Here is a 16,249-nt window from a genome sequence, read left to right on the forward strand (position 1 = left end):
GCCGTGTTGCGGTTCACTAACATTAAAATCGGTCCGCAGAGGAGTCAATGGATGCAGAACGTGATCAACGCCCTCCGGGTGCTCGAAGAGGTGGCCGCCCGCCAGCCCGCCGGAGTCGGGGAGCTGGCCCGGGTGCTCGGCCTGCCGAAGAGCACGGTGCAGCGCTCGCTGCGGACGCTGCACGAGGCCGGGTGGATCAGGCCCGCCGCGGGGGAGATCACGCGCTGGCAGGTGACGAGCAAGGCGCTGCAGGTCGGCCGCAGGACGGAGCTGGGCCTGCGGGACGCGGCGATGCCGGTCATGGAGCAGCTGAGGCAGCGCACAGGGGAGACGATCCACCTGATGGTGCCGGAGGGCGACGCGGTCGTCCTGATCGAGCGGCTGGAGACCGACAAGCCGCTGCGCATCGTGCTGCCGCTCGGCATCAGGCTGCCGCTGCACGCCTCGGCCAACGGCAAGGCCGTGCTCGCGCACCGGTCCACCCCGCCGCCCGAGCTCGCCTCGTACACCGACACCACGATCACCGACCCCGAGGCGCTGGGCGCCGAGCTGGCGGCGGTCCGCGCGCGGGGTTACGCGGACAACCGCGGTGAGTGGCGCTCCGACATCGCGGCCGTCGCCGCCGCCGTGCTGGGCCCGGACGGCCCCGTCGCCAGTCTCAGCGTCTCCACCCCCGCCAGCCGCATGCCGGAGGAGCTCCGCGAGGAGTACGGCAAGCTCGTCACCCGGGCGGCGCGCACTCTGACGGAGTCTCTGACCTGACGGTTGCCGAACGGCAACTTGCCAGCTGAGTGTCCAGAAACTTTCTGGAAATGTGGCACCGGATGCTGGCCTGACCCCTGCGGTGATCAGCCCGAATCTAGCAGTTTGCACCCTCTTGACACGCCGAAACCTGGACCCATAAGTTGCCGCAATATTAACGGGAATTCTTTGAAAGTTTCGGCAGCGGGCCGGCGATGAGCCGAAAGGGTGGCATGAGGGGCCAGGTACCTATGGACAAGTGGCGGGACGAGCGGCTGTCTGCCGCCGAGCGGGCCGGGGCGCTCATCCCGCTCATGACGCTGGAGGAGAAGGTCGCCCAGCTCGTCGGCGTCTGGGTCGGCGCCGACGCCTCAGGGGGAGGCGTCGCCCCGCACCAGGCCGACATGGCGGGGGTGGAGTGGAGCGACGTCATCGCCCACGGGCTGGGCCAGCTGACCCGCCCGTTCGGCACCGCGCCGGTCGACCCCGTCGCCGGCGCTCGCTCGCTGGCCGCCTCGCAGGCCCAGATCGTGTCCGCCGGCAGGTTCGGGATCCCGGCCCAGGTCCACGAGGAGTGCCTGACCGGCTTCGCCGCCTGGCGGGCGACGGTGTACCCGGCGCCGCTGAGCTGGGGCGCCTCCTTCGACCCCGAGCTGATCGAGGAGGTGGCCGGGCGGATCGGCCGGTCCCTGCGGGCCGCCGGCGTCCACCAGGGCCTGGCCCCGGTCCTCGACGTCACCCGCGACTACCGCTGGGGCCGCACCGAGGAGACCATCGGCGAAGACCCCTACCTGGTCGGCACGGTCGGCGCGGCCTACGTGCGCGGGATCGAGGGCGCGGGCGTCGTCGCCACCCTGAAGCACTTCGCCGGCTACTCCGCCTCCCGGGGAGGCCGCAACCACGCGCCCGTCCACATGGGGGGCAGGGAGCTGGCGGACGTGGTCCTGCCGCCGTTCGAGATGGCGCTGCGCCTGGGCGGCGCCCGGTCGGTGATGAACTCCTACGCCGAGATCGACGGCCTTCCCGCCGCGGCGGACGAGGGCCTGCTGACCCGCCTGCTGCGCGAGGAGTGGGGGTTCGCGGGCACGGTGGTCGCCGACTACTTCTCCATCCGGTTCCTGCACAAGCTGCACGGCGTCGCGGCGGAGGCCGCGGGCGCGGCCGGGCTCGCGCTGCGGGCCGGGATCGACGTCGAGCTGCCCACGGTGGACACCTTCGGCGCCCCCCTGATCGAGGCCGTGAAGTCCGGACAGGTCGACGAGGCGCTGATCGACCGCGCGCTGACCCGGGTGCTGGCGCAGAAGGCCGAGCTCGGGCTGCTCGACGAGGACTGGAAGCCCCTGCCCGGCGAGGCCGCCGACGTGCGGCTCGACGACGAGGAGAGCCAGGAGCTCGCCCTGCGCCTGGCGCGCGAGTCGATCGTCCTGGTGCGCAACACCGGTGTCCTGCCCCTGGCCCCCGGCCGGCGGGTGGCGCTCGTGGGCCCGGTGGCCGACGACCCGATGGCGATGCTCGGCTGCTACGCCTTCCCCGCGCACGTGGGCCCGCATCCCGAGCACGGGCTCGGGCTCGACCTCCCGTCGCTGCGCGAGGCGCTCGGCGCGCTGGTCCCCGATCTCACGTACGAGCCGGGCTGCGGGATCACCGGCGACGACACCTCCGGCTTCGCGGCGGCCGTCGCCGCGGCGGCCGAGAGCGACGTGTGCGTGCTCGCCGTCGGCGACCGGGCGGGGCTGTTCGGGCGCGGCACCTCCGGCGAGGGCTGCGACGCGACCGACCTGCGCCTGCCGGGCGTGCAGTCCGAGCTGGTCCGGGCGGTGCTCGCGACCGGCACCCCGGTGGTCCTGGTGCTGCTGGCCGGGCGGCCTTACGCGCTGGGCCCGGAGTTCGACGCGGCCGCGGCGGTCGTCTACGGATTCTTCCCCGGCCAGCGCGGCGGCCAGGCGCTCGCGGAGGTGCTCACCGGCGCCGTCAACCCGTCCGGCCGCCTGCCGGTCAGCGTGCCGCGCGACGCCGGAGGCCTGCCCGCCACCTATCTGTCGCCGCGGCTGGGCCGCCGTACGGAGGTGTCGTCGGTGGACCCGACGCCCGCGTACCCGTTCGGGCACGGGCTGAGCTACACCACCTTCGAGTGGGAGCCGCTCGACACCGGCGCTGTCGGCTGGCCGGTGGACGGCGAGGTCACCGTCGGGGTGAGCGTCCGCAACACCGGAGCGCGCGCCGGCGCCGAGGTCGTCCAGCTCTACCTGCACGACCCGGTCGCGCAGACCACCAGGCCGGTCGTGCGGCTGCTCGGCTACGCCCGCGTCCCGCTGGAGGCCGGGCAGGCCGCCCGCGTGGAGTTCACCGTCCCGGCCGACGCCGCGTCGTTCACCGGCGTGCGCGGCCGGCGCATCGTCGAGCCCGGCGACGTCGAGCTGCGCTTCGGGCGCTCCAGCGGGGAGGCGACGACGGACGCCGCGGCGACCGTGCCGCTGCGCCTCACGGGCGCCGAGCGCGAGGTCGGGCACGACAGGAACCTGCTGGTCACGGCTCGTATCACACGGGAAGGAGCGGGATGAGCACGACGTCGTTGGACAATCCGCCGCGGGGCGCGCGGGCGGAGAAGCCGGCGCCCGGCCGGCGCAGGCGGGCCAAACCGGGCACGTGGCGGCACGCGATCCGCCGCGACTGGCAGCTGTACTCGCTGGCGATCCTGCCGCTGCTGTTCTTCGCGATCTTCCGGTACCTGCCGATGCTCGGCAACGTGATCGCCTTCCGCAAGTTCGAGCCCGGCGGCAGCATCTTCGGCGAGACCTGGGTGGGCCTGCGGTACGTGAAGATGTTCCTGAGCGACCCGTCGTTCTGGACCGTGTTCGCCAACACGCTCATCCTCGGCGCGCTGACCCTGCTGTTCTGCTTCCCGCTGCCGATCGTGCTGGCGCTGCTGCTCAACGAGGTGCGCAACCGGCGCCTGAAGCGGTTCCTGCAGTCGGTGTCCTACCTGCCGCACTTCCTGTCGATGGTCATCGTGGCCGGCATCATCATGCAGATGCTGGCCATCGACGGGCCGATCAACCAGATCGTGAAGACGTTCGGCGGGGAGCCCACCGCGTTCATCCAGAAACCGGAGTGGTTCCGCACGATCTTCGTCTCGTCGGAGATCTGGCAGACCGTCGGCTGGGGGACCATCCTCTACCTGGCCGCGCTGACCACCATCGACGAGCAGCTCTACGAGGCGGCCCGGATGGACGGCGCCGGCCGGTGGCGGCAGATCTGGCACGTCACGCTGCCGGGCATCCGGCCGACGGCGATCACGCTGCTGATCCTCAACATCGGCACGTTCATGGCCGTGGGCTTCGAGAAGGTCCTGCTGCTGTACAACCCGCTGACGTATCCGACCGCCGACGTGATCTCCACCTACCTGTACCGCATGGGCGTGGAGTCCAGCAACCTGAGCTACGCCGCCGCGATCGGCCTGTTCGAGGCCCTGGTCGGGGTCGTGCTGATCCTCTCGGCGAACCTGATCTCCCGCCGCACAGTAGGGACGAGCCTGTGGTGACCATCGAGAAGACCCGTGGCTACCGCACGTTCCAGGCGGTCAACGCCGTCATCCTGACCGGCGTCGTGATCGTGACGCTCTATCCCTTCCTCAACATCCTCGCCCGCTCGCTCAGCGAGGAGCGCTACATCGTCGGCGGGCAGGTCAACCTCATCCCGCGCGGGTTCAACATCGAGACCTACAAGCTTGTGGTGTCGGACTCGATGTTCTGGACGAACTACGGCAACACGATTGTCTACACCGTCGTCGCCACGGCCATCTCCATGCTGCTGACGACGTGCTACGCGTACGTGCTGTCCAAGAAGAACCTCAAGGGCCGCACGTTCCTGATCTGGGTCGCCGTCTTCACCATGATCTTCTCCGGCGGCCTGATCCCCAACTACGTGCTGGTCAACGGCCTCGGGCTGACCAACTCCATCTGGGCCATCGTCCTGCCGAACGCCATCAGCGTCTTCAACCTCCTGGTCATGAAGGCGTTCTTCGAGGGCCTGCCGCACGAGCTGGAGGAGGCCGCCGCCATCGACGGCCTGAACACCTACGGCGTCCTGTGGCGGGTGGTGCTGCCGCTGTCGAAGGCGGTCCTCGCCACGATGGTGCTGTTCTACGCGGTCTCGTTCTGGAACTCGTGGTTCGGGGCGTTCCTCTACCTGAACAAGACCGAGTTGTTCCCCGTGACCATCTACCTGCGCAACCTCATCGCGGGCGCCACGGGCGCCGAGTCCGCGGGTGCGTCGATGAGCGAGGCGTCGGCCGCGGCGGCCAACATCCAGTCGGTGACGATCATGCTCACCGTCCTTCCCATTTTGGCGGTCTACCCCTTCGTACAGAGGTACTTCGTCTCGGGCGTCATGCTCGGCGCGGTCAAGGGCTGACCCCTGTCCTCCCGAAAGGATCCCCCCATGCAGCACATCTCCCGCCGGCAGGCGCTCCTCGGGCTGGGTGCGCTCACATTCGTCGTCGCCGGCTGCGGTGAGGACGAGGCTCCGAAGAAGGCCGCCGACGTGTCCGCGAACAAGGCGGGCGCGATGGCCAACTACGGCGCCGGCCAGCAGTTCAAGGCCACCGAGCCGGTCTCGTTCGACGCGCTCTACAACAACCACCCGTTCTACCCGGACAAGAGCGACTGGCTGTTCTGGCAGGAGCTGACCAAGCGGACCAACGTGACGATCAAGCCGGTGGAGGTGCCGCTCAGCGACTACGAGAAGAAGCGCGGCCTGCTGGTGGGCTCCGGCCAGGCCCCGCTCATCATCCCGAAGACCTACCACCCGGCCGAGGAGGCGTTCGTCTCCTCCGGCGCGATCCTGCCGGTCAGCGACTACTTCGACCTGATGCCCAACTTCAAGGACAAGGTCGCCAAGTGGAAGATGGAGCCGGAGCTGGACACGCTGCGCCAGGCCGACGGTCGCATCTACCTGCTGCCGGGCCTCCACGAGGAGATCTGGATCGACTACTCCCTGGCCGTGCGGACCGACATCCTCGAGAAGCACAAGCTGGAGGTCCCGAAGACCTGGGATGATCTCTACACCCTGCTCAAGGCGCTGAAGAAGGAATACCCGGACCTCTACCCGATGACCGACCGGTTCGGCGTCCCCACGCCCGGCGGCAACCTGTTCAAGCTCGTCGCCCAGGCCTACGGCGCCAAGGGCGGCTGGCAGTACCAGCACGCGACCTTCGACACCACGGCCGGCAAGTTCGTCTACACCGGCGCGATGCCGCAGTACAAGCAGATGCTGGAGTACCTGAACAAGCTGGTGAAGGAGAAGCTGCTCGACCCGGAGAGCTTCACCCAGCAGGACGAGCAGGCCAAGCAGAAGTTCAACTCCGGCAAGTCGTTCGTGATCAGCGCGAACGCGCAGTCGATCGTCAACGACTATCGCCCGACGCTGAGCAAGCTCGTCCCCGGCGCCAAGGTCGCCAAGATCCCGGTGCCCGTGGGCCCGGTCGGCGAGTACAAGATCGACACCCGGCTCGAGAACGGCATCATGATCTCCAAGAAGGCGCTGGAGAACAAGAACTTCGTCGCCATGATGCAGTTCATCGACTGGCTCTGGTACTCCGACCAGGGCGAGGAGTTCGCCAAGTGGGGCGTCGAGGGCACGACGTACACCAAGGACGCCTCAGGCGCCTACAAGATCGCCAAGGACGTCGACTTCGTCGGCCTCAACCCCGGCGCGCCCAAGCACCTGCAGAAGGACTTCGGCTTCTCCAACGGCGTGTTCGCCTACGGCGGCACCACCAAGCTGCTGAACTCCACCTTCTCCGAGGAGGAGGTGGCCTTCCAGGACGTGATGAACACCAGGAAGGACTGGCCGGTCGAGCCGCCGCACCCGTTCAACGACGAGGAGCGCGAGCAGGCCACGCTGTGGGAGACGCCGCTGAAGGACTACGTCACCCAGCAGACGCTCAAGTTCGTGCTCGGCGAGCGTGACCTGAGCGAGTGGGACGCCTACGTCAAGGAGCTGGAGGGCAAGAACATGACCTCCTACATCAACCTCGTCAACTCCGCCTACGAGCGGTTCAAGAAGGACCACGGCTGATGCGGGTGCCCGTCGCGGACGGGCGCGCGGACCTGGATCCCAGGCTGGACCGGCACGAGGTTACGCTGGTCGGGCTCACGCCGGTGGTGGATCGCACGCCGCCGTGGCGGGACGGCGGAGGGCCGCCCGGCCTGGGAGAGGAGAGCCGATGAGCGAGGTGTCTGCGCGGCGGCGGTTCGGCGAGGGGCCGCTCTCGCGGGCCGCCACGCTGATCTACAGCCTGGCGGTGGTCGAGGGCCTGTTCCTGGTCACGGCCGCCCCGGGCCTGCTCGCGCTGACCCTGCTCGGCGGCGACGCCGCCAACGTGCCGCTGGTGGCGGCCTGCGCGCTGCCGCTCGGCCCCGCGCTGTCCGCCGCCCTCTACGCGCTGCGCCACCGCGGCCGGGACCTGACGGACCTGCATCCGGCGGCGGCGTTCTGGCGCGGTTACCGGGCCAACGTGCGCGGCGTGCTGAAGATCTGGGTCCCGTGGCTCGCGGCGCTGGCCGTCGTGGGGACGAACCTGGCGAACTTCGCCGCCGCCGGCGTGCCGGGGTGGTGGGCGGTGCTGCTCGTGCTCGTCGCGCTGGCGGCGATGTTGTGGGTCGCCAACGCCCTGGTGATCACGTCGCTGTTCGCGTTCCGGGCGGTGGACGTGGCGCGGCTGGCGTCGTACTTCCTCATGCGCCACCCGAAGGCCGCCCTGGGCAACGCCTCCCTGCTGGTCGTCGCGGGCGGCGTCACGATGCTCGCCACCGAGCTGGCGCCCGCGCTGCTGGCCTCGGCGTTCGCCGCGGCGCTGCTGTGGCACAGCCGCCCGGTGATCGCCGAGGTCGAGCGGGACTTCACCGCCTGAGGCGAAGCAGCCGGCGCCCGCCCGGGGCGGGCGCCGGGGCGCTTCAGTGGATGCGCCGTCCGCGCGCGTCGGGCACGCCCGACTTGCGGAAGAAGTAGGCGTTGATCTGGTCGCGCCACTCCTCGGCGCAGCGGACCTGCTCGTCGAGCCGCTCCCTGACGCGGGCGTACACGTCCGGGGCCACCGCGCCGGTGTCCGCGAGCTTCTCCCAGAGCAGCCGGATCTCGGCCGCCTCCTCGGCGCCCGCGAAGTGTGTGTCATAGATGTGCTGGATGACCGTCGAGCCGCTGTGCAGCACGTGCCCGTACGGCACGTGGTGGAAGAACAGCAGCAGCTCGTCGGGGCAGTGGTCGAGCGATTCGTACAGGTCCGACCACGGCTGCGGATATTGGCCGGTGAAGCCGGTGCCGGTGGCGCGCGTGCGGTCGACGCCCACGCCGTCGCGGTCGGCGAAGTGGTACGTGCCCCACGGCGTGTACTCGTACCCGTCCACGTCCGGGCCGTAGTGGTGGCCGGGGCGGACCATGAAGCCGACGCCGAGCGGGGCGGTGTAGCGCTCGTACGTGCGCCACGACCCGTCCATCATGGCGTGCAGGGTGCTCCGCAGCGGCTCGCCGGGCCACCCGAACGTGAGGTCCATCCACTCGTCGAGGACGGCGGCCGGGTCGAGGCGCGGGTCCCAGGCCAGGCGGCCGAACGCGTACAGGTTGGCCTGGGCGAGTGGGTGGCCGGTCCAGTAGCGGTCGTCGCCTGCGTTGGAGACCGCGACCAGGTCGCCCGCCTCGGCGACGTTCTCGAACGCGAGGATCTCGCTCCACATGGGGGCCAGGTAGCAGACGTGCCGCTGCTGGCCGGTGTACTCCTGCGTCACCTGCAGCTCCACCGCCAGGCGGGTGCCCTGCAGGTCCAGGATCACCGGGGAGACCGGCTCGCGCGTCTGGAAGTCCATGGGGCCGTGCTTGACCTGCAGGATCGCGTTGTCGTCGAACCGGCCGTCGAGCGGGGCGAAGTGGTCGTACGCGGCGCGGGCCCGGTCGGTCGAGCGGTCGCGCCAGTCCTGCCGGTGGTTGTAGACGAAGGCCCGCCAGTGCACGACCCCGCCGAAGGGGGCCAGGGCGTCGGCCAGCATGTTCGCGCCGTCGGCGTGGGTGCGCCCGTACGCGAACGGGCCCGGCTGCCCTTCTGAGTCGGCTTTCACGACATATCCGCCGAAGTCTGGAATTGCCGCGTAGACATGCCCGGTGGTCTCCGCCCACCACCGCCGGACATCCTCCTCCAGCGGGTCGGCGGTGGCGAGGCCGCCCAGCTGAATGGGGGAGGCGAAGTTGACCGACAGGTGCACCCGGATCCCGTACGGGCGCAGCTCGGCCGCGATCGCGGCCACCTCGCCGAGCCGGTCGGTCAGCAGGTGGGCCTCGGTGGCGTGCACGTTCACGTTGTTGATCGCGACCGCGTTGACGCCGGTGGCGGCCAGCAGCCGCGCGTAGGCCCGCACCCGGGTCAGGTCTTCGCGCGGCGCGCCGTTGTCCCAGAAGATCGACCCGCCCGAGTAACCGCGCTCGACCTGGCCCATCACCGGGTGCACGTCGATGTTGTCCCAGTGGTCGAGCATGCGCCTGCGCATCGCGGGCCGGTGGTGCTCCGTCTCCCGGTCGGGCCCGAACGCGGCCTCGCCGAGCCGTACGACGTGGAAGAACCCGTAGAGCAGCCCGGCCGGGTCGCCGCCGGCCACGGTCGTCACGCCGTCCCGCCGCGCGATCGCGTACCCGTCCGCGCCCTCGGCCTCGTCCAGGCTCAGCACGAGGTCGTAGGGGCCCGTGACGCCGCCGCCGTACCGGGCGCCGGCCTGCGCGACCTCGTCCCGGATGGTCTCGGCGAGCGGCCCGTCGGCCCGCACGAGCGTACGGCGGGAACCGATCGCCCGGAACGCCTCCAGCGGCAGCCACGCGGCGTGGACGTCGGTCAGTTCAGGAATGGTCACGAGGCTCCTTCGGTAGGGCACCGAGGGATGAATCTATCGAAATGGCGCTGGTTACGGGTGATCAGGGGTGGCGCCTGTCAGGCCCCGTGGGGGGCCGACAGGGTCGCGCCGATGTTGCCGACGCGGCCCTGCCCGTCGAAGTCGACGGCCGCCTCGAAGCCCGGGCCCGTGATCATGAGCCGGTCCCCGTCGAAGGTGGCCCCGAGCCCGCGGCGGACGGCGTAGCCGTGCACCGCGCGCCGGTGGTCCGTCAGCAGCGGCAGGGTGAGCGCCTGCTGGAGGACTCGCATGACGCGGACCGGCTCCGGCGGCGGCAACTGGAAGTCCGGGTGCTCGACCAGGAACGCGGCCCGGGTGCCGCCGCCCGCGTCGCCGGTGTAGGACGTCCAGTGGCCGCTCACCGCCTTGGCGGCCTCGGCGAGGATCGCCGCGGCGAAGTGCGGCTCGGCGGGGGAGCCGGGCAGCGCGGCGAACGGCACCTCCGCGGAGGCCAGCTCCGGGAGGCCGGACCGCTGCCCGAAGTCCCGCAGCGTCCCCGACAGGGCCGTCAGCGGCTCCGGGAAGCCGGACGGGTTCGCCCAGGCCCACAGCCACGACTGCGGTCCCGGGGCGGCGCTGCCGAGCAGGTGGAAGCGGGTGCAGGTGATCGTGCGGCTCCCCGTGAACTGGAAGCGCTGCTCCCGCAGGTCGACGCTCCAGTTGTGCTCACCGAGGACCTCTTCGAGGTGGATCTGGTGCTCCAGCGAGAGGATGGCCGCGTCGTCGAGCAGGTTCGTGAAGGTGAGGGATTCCGGCATCCCGGCAGATTAGGGGGTTCGCGGGGATGCGTCTAATCGGCCGCCCGCCCCGGCGCGCGGGGCGGGCGGCCGGATTTCTAGCGGACCTTCACCTGCGAGGCCGTGGTCCCTCCACCGGGTGCCTCCCAGCCCGCCACCACCGCCGGGTTTCCGGCCAGGGCTCGCGTCAGGGGCACCGTGACGGTGGAGACGCCCTTGCGGGGCACCGTGACGACGCGGCTGCCCGCCGTCCCCTGGGCGTCGCGGACGAACAGGTGCGCCTTGCCGGACGCGTTCGCCCGCAACGTCACCTTCACCCCGTCCTGGCCGGCGGCGGCGGAGACGGCCCGGCCGCTCTGCGCCTCTTCAGCCGCCGGGCCGCCGCCGAGCGGGACGTTGACGCGGACCGCCTGCTCAAGCGACTGCGGGGAGTCCAGGCTGGACAGGGCGGTGTCGGGGATCACCGGGTCGGGGACCGGCCGGTCCGCGGGCGGCTGGTAACCGGTCAGGGTGGCCACGCCCCACCGGTACGGGTCGCCCTGCACGCCGCCCCACGTCGACCAGCCGATCCGGGTCTGGCCGGTCTTGTCCTGGGTGTCGGAGTCGTACACGAGGATGTTGAGCCCGAGGTGTGCGGGGTCGACGGAGCCGGGGAGGAGCGCCAGGGGGATCGACATCTCCACGGTGTATCCGCCCGAGGCGACCTTCGAGGCCACCCGCATGCCGGGCGCGGTCTGCTCACCGGGGCCCTGGCGGTTGTCGGCGTCCCGCAGAAAGCACGGCGGTCCCTCGGCCGTTACGGGCAGCACCGCGGCCTTGAAGGTGGTCGAGGTGTTCTCGGACGTGCCGCGCGGGTCGAGCGTGACCTCCACCGAGTCGGTACGCCAGTGCCGCTTGCAGTCGGCGGTGGCCAGCCGGGTGCCGAGCACGTCGTCCTGCACCTGCACCAGCAGGTAGAGGGTGTCGTCGTGCCAGGCGAGCCGGGCCGTGCCGGAGCAGTCGGCCGCGGAGGAGCAGGCCGTGCCCTCCCACAGGCGCGAGATGTCGACGGCGGGCCCCGGATACTCGCCGTCGCCCGCCACGCCGTCCACGGTGGGCGTCGCCTGCGGGACGGCGGTGGCCGGCACCAGTTCGAGCGCCGGCCGGCTCACGACGGCGCCGTCGACGCTGATGGTGTAGGCGTAGTCGCCGCCCTGGTTGGACGTCTTCAGCGATGGGTCGGAGTTCGTGACGGTGAACGGCACCGTCGTCGAGGCCCCGGCGGCCAGGTTCTGGTAGGACGCCTCCGCGCGGTCCGCGGTGAACCCGGCGGGCAGGTCCACGCGCACGGTCCCCGATCTGGCGGCGTCGCTGACGTTGGTCACCACGACGCCGACCTGCCGGGAGCCGCCGGAGGGCAGGGTGAGCACGGGGGTGACGATGCCGCGCAGCTGCGGCACGCCGACCTCGGAGGTCCACTTCTCGTACTGGGCGACCTGGGGGAGGAGCTGCTGGCCGGCCCGTACGGGCGGGCTGACCTCGACCTGCCGGTCGGTGTACCCGCGGCCCCGCTCGGTGGTCAGCGTGGCCGAGACACGCGCCCGCCCGGTGCCCGCGGCGGTGGCGGGGGTGACGGTGAACGTGGCGGTCCCGGCGCGCCCTGCGGTGAGCCTGCCCAGCTCGCCCGAGCCGCTGACCTGCCAGCCCGCGGGCACGCCCAGCGTCACCGACGAGCGGCCCAGCGGCTCACGGGACGGCGCGGTCGCGCTGACCTTGACGGTGAATGGCGTCCCGGGCCGGACGTCGAACGTGCTCGTGCGCAGCCCGAACAGGGTCCCCAGCGGGACCGTCCCGCTCGCCCTGGTCAGCGCCCCGTCGAGGATCGCCGTGGGTGCCGCCGCCGCCGCGCCGCCCGGCTCGGGGAACGGCACCCGCGAGTCCACCTGGGTGAAGAAGTCGCAGCCGAGCTGGGCGGGGTCCGAGGGCACGTCGGGGAAGACGGCCCAGCCCTGGGAGGCGTACGAGCGCTGCGCCTCGCGCTCGATCGCGGCCCACGTCCTGCCCTGGGCCTGGGAGGCGCGCCCGCTCCACACGCCGTACACGTTCTGGGCGGGGTTGTTCGGGCGGAAGGTGGAGGCGCAGGCCGGGCCGTTCTGGGAGGTGCCGCGCCCGCCGCCGAGCAGCAGCCGGGCCGGCGCGAAGGGGCGCAGCCCCTCACGGGTGATCTGCTCGGGGAACACCTTGGGGTCGGCCGCCGCGTAGAACGCCTGCACGGCCAGCCGCGCCGCCTGCTGGTGGTTGCCGTGGTTGCCGGGGGAGGGCGCCGGGTCCATGGTCAGGATGACCTCGGGCCTGGTCTGGCGGACCACCCGCACGACCTTCTCCAGGGTGTCCGCGCCCCAGATCTGGTCGGTCAGCGGGGCGCTCACCGTGTAGTAGAAGTCGACGTCGTCGAGGTTGAACACCTCGCCCACGCCCGCCTTGCCGACCGCGGTCCGCTCCTCGGACTCGCGCAGCAGGCCGAGCGCCGGGCCCTCCTCGGGCCCGACCGCGTTGCCGCCGCCCTCGCCCCGGGTGACGGTGACGACGCCGGTGCGCACGCGGTGGTCCTCGTTCCACTGGCCGAGCGTGGACAGGCTGAACGCCTCGTCGTCGGGGTGCGCCCCGACGAACAGCGCGTCGAGGTCGACAGGAGCGGCAGCGGTGGAGGCTGCGGAGGGAACGGCGGGTAAGAGGGCGAGCGCGACCGTGGCGGCCAGCACCAGTGACAGGCGTTTACGCATGGGACCTCCGGAACAAGTTACTCGCGGACCGCCCCCTGGAGCAGCCCGCGGACGAAGTGGCGCTGGAGGAACAGGTAGAAGATCACGACCGGGGTCGCGACGATGACGGAGCCGGCGGCCAGCAGGGTGAAGCCGGAGGTGTACTGGCCCTGGAAGAAGGCCAGCCCCAGCGGCGCGGTACGCAGCGACTCGCTGGTCACCATGATCAGCGGGATGAGGAACTCGTTCCACGTCCACATGAAGACCAGCACGGTCAGCGTGACGACGGCGGGCCGGGCCGGCGGCACCAGCACCTGCCACAGGATGCGCCACGTCGAGGCGCCGTCGATGCGGGCGGCCTCGACGATGGCCCGGTTGGAGGCCCGGAAATAGGCCCGCATCCAGAACGTGCCGAACGCCACCGACAGCGCCACCTGCGGCAGCGCCACCGACCAGAACGTGTCGATCAGGCCGAGCGAGCGCAGGTCGAAGTAGAGCGGCACGGCGATGGCCTCGCTCGGCATCATGATCCCGAGCATGAACAGGTAGAACAGCACCGACTGGCCGCGGAAGCGCATGGTGCCGAACGCGTACCCGCTCAGGATCGACAGCACCACGCTCACGACCACGACGAACGACGACACCGCCAGGCTGGTGCGCAGGTACGTGCCGAACCGCCCGACCTCCCAGGCCGCCGCGAAGTTCCCCAGCCCGGACGTGCCGCCGCTGTCGGCGGGGCCGAGCGCGGCGGACAGGATCGTCACGATGGGGAAGAGCGCGAAGGCGGCGAACACCGACAGGATCACGTAGTTGGCCACCCGCTCGCCCCGCGAGATCACGACACCCTCCTGTCGGCGAACCGGTTGATCCCGAACGAGATCACGAAGATGACCACGGTGAGCGTGACGCCGATGGCCGCGGCCGAGCCGATCTGGCTGAGCCCGAAGGCGCGGTGGTAGACCTCGTACGACGGCACCGACGTCGAGTCGCCGGGCCCGCCGCGCGTCGTGACGTAGACCAGGTCGAACGTGCGCAGCGCGGCGATCACGGTCAGTGTCAGCGCGACGGCGATCTCCCCGCGCACCGACGGCAGCGTGACCGCGAAGAACTCCCTGACCGCGCCCGCCCCGTCCAGCCGCGCCGCCTCGTACAGCTCGCCGGGGATGCGGCTCATGCCGGCCAGCAGCAGCACGGTCACCAGCCCGCTCTCGAACCACGTGCCCACGACCCCGACCGCGGGCAGCGCGAACGTGTAGTCGCCCAGCCAGCCCCGCGTCAGCGAGTCGAGCCCGAGCGCGCTCAGCAGCGAGTTGAGCGTGCCGTCGGGCGCGTAGACCCGCCGCCAGGCCACGGCCACCACGACCATGGCCACCACCTGCGGCAGGAACACGACGGTGCGGAAGAAGCCGAGGCCGCGCACCTTGGCGTGGTTGAGGATGGCGGCCAGCCCCAGCCCGATGACCAGCGGCGCGGCCGCGTAGAACACGACCAGCACCAGCGCGTGGCCGAAGGCCGCCCGCAGCCCCTCGTCGGCGACGATCGCGAGGTAGTTGTCCAGGCCGACCCAGCGGCCGAGCGACAGGCCGTCCCACTCGTACAGCGACAGCTGCACCGCGCGCCCGATCGGATAGAGCAGGAACGCCGCGTAGACGGCGAACGCCGGCAGCAGGTAGAGGTAGGCGACGCGGCGCGGCTCCCCGGGAGGCCCCGCGCTCTTTGCTGCCATGCTCACCCGTTGCTCTCGACGAAGGTCTTGTAGTCCTTCTCCAGCGTGGCCAGGAACTCCTGCGGGGTCTGCTTCTCGGCCAGCAGGTCCTGCAGCGCCGCGCCCAGCGTGTCGGCGAACGTCGGGGTGGCGTAGTCGAGGTACGGCACCAGCCCCTCCTTCGCCGTGACCGTGCCGAACGCGGTGAAGACGTCCTGCTGCGGCCCCGCCGGGACGCTCTGCTGCGCGGTGTCGGCGACGGGCAGGTTGCCGGTGGTGGTGAGCACCTTCATCGCGTCGGCGTTGGTGATGAAGTCGATGTACGCCGCCGCGGCGTCCGGGTTGGGGCTCTTGGCGGTGATCGCGAACGGCAGCCCGGTCCCGCCGGTCGCGACGGGCGGCGCGCCGGCCGCGGTGCCCGGCGGCAGCATGAAGCCCAGGTCCTGGCCCAGCGCCTTCTGCAGGTCGGCGAGCAGCCAGGTGCCCCCGATCAGGAAGACGCCCTCGCCCTTGCCGTACGCCTGCCACGCCGGGTCGTAGCCCTGGCCGTTGAAGCCCTTGTTGAAGTAGCCCTTGTCGACCCAGCCGACGAGCTCCTCGGCGGCCTTGGTGTTCTCGGGCGTGTTCCACGAGGCGCCCTTGCGGCCGAAGGCCAGCGTGCTGATCTGGTCGGCGGGCACGCCGCGGCTCTGCACGGTGCCGAAGACGTGGATGGCCGGCCACTTGTCGAGGTTGCCCAGCTGCATCGGCACCTCGCCGGCGGTCTTGGCCTTGGCCAGCGCGGCGTCGAAGTCGGCCCACGTCGCGGGCGGCTGCAGGCCGAGCTTGGTCAGCTTGGCCTTGTTGTAGAAGATGCCGACGACCTCGCCGACCTGCGGCAGGCCGTACAGGTTGCCCTCGCCAAAAGTCTTGCCGTCGGCGCTGTAGCTGGAGTAGCGCAGCACCGACTGCGGGTAGCGCTTCTTCCACCCGTACGCCTCGGCGTAGGCGTCCAGCGGACGCAGCTGCCCGGCCTTGACGAACGCGCCCATCGAGGAGCGGCCGTTGTTGGCCTCCACGATGTCGGGCGGCTCGTTGCCGCTCAGGGCCAGGCGCAGGGTCGTGTTGAGGTCGTCGAAGGAGCGGCTCACCCGGTTGATCTTGATGTTCGGGTATTTCGCCTGGAAGGCGTCGTTGAGCTGCTTCATCTGGGCGGCCTGCCCGCCGCGTACCTCCTGGTCCCAGATTGTGAGGGTGACGTTGCCGAGCGCCGCGGCGTCGGTGCGCACGGCGGAGGCGGAGGGTTGCGCGGAGGTGGCTGAGGGCGGGGCGGAGGATCCGGGGGCGCACGCGGTCACGGCGAGGGCGCTGGCGGCGAGCACGGCGAGCGCTCGGAGCGGGGGGTTCATGGTG

The 16,249-nt window shown here is 71.2% G+C and carries 13 protein-coding genes; 7 read left to right on the forward strand and 6 right to left on the reverse strand.

Going from position 1 to position 16,249, the window contains the following annotated elements; genetic code table 11:
* Positions 1–51 precede the first annotated feature (51 nt).
* The 7 genes from ABZS69_RS56480 to ABZS69_RS56510 all read left to right on the forward strand — a co-directional run bounded on the left by ABZS69_RS56480 (position 52) and on the right by ABZS69_RS56510 (position 7,654).
* On the forward strand, positions 52–762 hold the full coding sequence (locus ABZS69_RS56480; RefSeq protein WP_355389848.1) for an IclR family transcriptional regulator: 711 nt from the start codon (positions 52–54) through the stop codon (positions 760–762).
* A 230-nt stretch (positions 763–992) separates the two neighbouring features.
* Positions 993–3,302 (forward strand): glycoside hydrolase family 3 N-terminal domain-containing protein, encoded by a 2,310-nt coding sequence (locus tag ABZS69_RS56485; protein ID WP_355389850.1) that lies wholly within the window; start codon positions 993–995, stop codon positions 3,300–3,302.
* Positions 3,299–4,282 (forward strand): ABC transporter permease subunit, encoded by a 984-nt coding sequence (locus tag ABZS69_RS56490; RefSeq protein WP_355389851.1) that lies wholly within the window; start codon positions 3,299–3,301, stop codon positions 4,280–4,282. Before ABZS69_RS56485 ends, ABZS69_RS56490 begins: the two co-directional genes overlap by 4 nt.
* On the forward strand, positions 4,279–5,154 hold the full coding sequence (locus ABZS69_RS56495) for a carbohydrate ABC transporter permease (RefSeq protein ID WP_355389853.1): 876 nt from the start codon (positions 4,279–4,281) through the stop codon (positions 5,152–5,154). The genes ABZS69_RS56490 and ABZS69_RS56495 overlap by 4 nt, the downstream gene beginning before the upstream one ends.
* Positions 5,155–5,181: 27 nt before the next feature.
* The gene (locus ABZS69_RS56500) at positions 5,182–6,819 is read left to right on the forward strand and encodes an extracellular solute-binding protein (RefSeq protein ID WP_355389855.1); all 1,638 of its coding nucleotides are present in this window, start codon (positions 5,182–5,184) and stop codon (positions 6,817–6,819) included.
* Positions 6,819–6,971 carry a hypothetical protein gene (locus ABZS69_RS56505; RefSeq protein WP_355389856.1) on the forward strand — a complete coding sequence of 51 codons (153 nt, stop codon included), beginning with the start codon at positions 6,819–6,821 and terminating at the stop codon, positions 6,969–6,971. Before ABZS69_RS56500 ends, ABZS69_RS56505 begins: the two co-directional genes overlap by 1 nt.
* Entirely contained in the window at positions 6,968–7,654 is a 687-nt protein-coding gene (locus ABZS69_RS56510; RefSeq protein WP_355389858.1) for a hypothetical protein, read from the forward strand. Before ABZS69_RS56505 ends, ABZS69_RS56510 begins: the two co-directional genes overlap by 4 nt.
* A 43-nt stretch (positions 7,655–7,697) precedes the next feature.
* Here ABZS69_RS56510 and ABZS69_RS56515 read toward each other — a convergent pair whose 3' ends face one another.
* The 6 genes from ABZS69_RS56515 to ABZS69_RS56540 form a co-directional block, all read right to left on the reverse strand.
* Complete coding sequence (locus ABZS69_RS56515; RefSeq protein WP_355389860.1) at positions 7,698–9,635, reverse strand: alpha-glucuronidase; 1,938 nt, start codon at positions 9,633–9,635, stop codon at positions 7,698–7,700.
* 77 nt (positions 9,636–9,712) lie between these two features.
* Positions 9,713–10,432, reverse strand: coding sequence for a DUF6882 domain-containing protein (locus ABZS69_RS56520; RefSeq protein ID WP_355389862.1), 720 nt, complete (start codon positions 10,430–10,432; stop codon positions 9,713–9,715).
* A gap of 77 nt (positions 10,433–10,509) precedes the next feature.
* Positions 10,510–13,173: a sugar-binding protein gene (locus ABZS69_RS56525; RefSeq protein ID WP_355389864.1), complete on the reverse strand. Its 2,664-nt coding sequence runs from the start codon at positions 13,171–13,173 to the stop codon at positions 10,510–10,512.
* 17 nt (positions 13,174–13,190) lie between these two features.
* Entirely contained in the window at positions 13,191–13,991 is an 801-nt protein-coding gene (locus tag ABZS69_RS56530) for a carbohydrate ABC transporter permease (protein ID WP_355389866.1), read from the reverse strand.
* The gene (locus tag ABZS69_RS56535; RefSeq protein ID WP_355389868.1) at positions 13,988–14,878 is read right to left on the reverse strand and encodes a sugar ABC transporter permease; all 891 of its coding nucleotides are present in this window, start codon (positions 14,876–14,878) and stop codon (positions 13,988–13,990) included. The genes ABZS69_RS56530 and ABZS69_RS56535 overlap by 4 nt, the downstream gene beginning before the upstream one ends.
* Before the next feature lie 2 nt (positions 14,879–14,880).
* Entirely contained in the window at positions 14,881–16,245 is a 1,365-nt protein-coding gene (locus ABZS69_RS56540) for an extracellular solute-binding protein (RefSeq protein ID WP_355389870.1), read from the reverse strand.
* Positions 16,246–16,249: the final 4 nt, after the last annotated feature.

It is taken from the genome of Nonomuraea sp. NPDC005650, from assembly GCF_040605375.1.
Lineage (GTDB): Bacteria > Actinomycetota > Actinomycetes > Streptosporangiales > Streptosporangiaceae > Nonomuraea.